The following is a 1,286-nucleotide window of genomic DNA, read 5'->3' as shown; positions in this document are numbered from 1 at the left end:
CAAACTGTTGGCGAGTAATATTACTGGGATAATTAGGCATAACAATTTCCTTTTTTGCAAAAGTATACCAAAACTCAATTTAGATCTCAAACAGTTTCTAAGACAAAGACAGCTGATGATTTGGCTGCTTTGGATACGGCTATGACTAACTTAACTACGGAACTTACTAAGGTTGATAACCCTACGCGAAACGCAGCTAATGCTAAAGCACAGGCAATTTTGAAGGCCCTTGGTGCTGCTACTGTTACATTACCAGCATCGACAACAACTGCTGAGCAAACGTTGCAAACAACGGTTACGAATGCGGCGACTGATAAAGGTACTACTCAACAAATTGATGATGCCATGAACATCACAATTCCGGTTGTTCAAAATATTAAGAGTGAGTTAGCTGCTGGGTCAACATTGCCAGCAGGAACGACATTGCCAGCAGATAGCACGCGGACAATTACGTTTACTGTAACGGCTACTCCAGATAAAGCCGGTGAAACCGATCCAAGTAAATATACTGTAAGTTATGTTCCAGAAACTAATATTGCACCAATTACACCGGTTCAACTTGGCGGAGTCAAGGCTACTGTTACCAGCAACAGCTTAATGCCTACTAACTTTGATCCTACAAAAGAATCTTTGAATGACGCTACCGTAACTTATACGGCTGAACCAAGCAGTATCACGGCTACGTATATTGATACTGATAATGGTAATACTCCGGTAAAAGGAGAAGATGGGAATCTTATTACAGATGGACCTATTACTGGTGCTGCTGGTACGACAATTAATTATAAAATTCCAACTGGTTATGAATTAGCTGAAGATCCTAGTCTTCCAACTACTTTTGGTACTGGTCAAGCAATGACATATACGGTTAAGTTGAAGCATAAGACAGTCAATAATGCTGATGTTGCAACTAACCGCAATGTTACTTATACAGTAGCTAACGGTGGAGCCTTAGTAGGCGCCACATTACCAGCTAACAGTTTTGATCCAATTACTTGGACGAGTAAAACGGATGAAGTTACTGGCATCACCACTTATGCGCAAACTAATAATCTGCCTAAATTAACACCGAATGAAGTTGACGGTTATACGGTTGCTGTTACTAATGGCGATGCCGTTGCTGGTCAAAAAGTAACAAGCAAACCTACTGACATTAAAACTCCAACTGATATTAATACGGTAGTTACTTATACCCCTGAAAATCAAAGTATTAAAGTCAACTTTGTTGACCAAGACGGCAAGGCTCTGGGCAATGGGGTTGAATTGACTGGTGTTTCGGATGGCAC

At 40.7% G+C, this 1,286-nt stretch carries 1 pseudogene; it reads left to right on the top strand.

Annotated features, from left to right (window positions below):
* Window positions 1-141: 141 nt before the first annotated feature.
* Window positions 142-1,286 (top strand): annotated as a pseudogene (locus FFM73_RS11095) (mucin-binding protein); the annotation flags it as partial.

This window comes from Secundilactobacillus hailunensis (assembly GCF_005405185.1).
In the GTDB taxonomy this organism is placed as follows: Bacteria; Bacillota; Bacilli; order Lactobacillales; family Lactobacillaceae; genus Secundilactobacillus; species Secundilactobacillus hailunensis.
The sequence above is the reverse complement of the archived record's forward strand: the minus strand, read 5'-3'. Positions and strand labels throughout refer to the sequence as shown.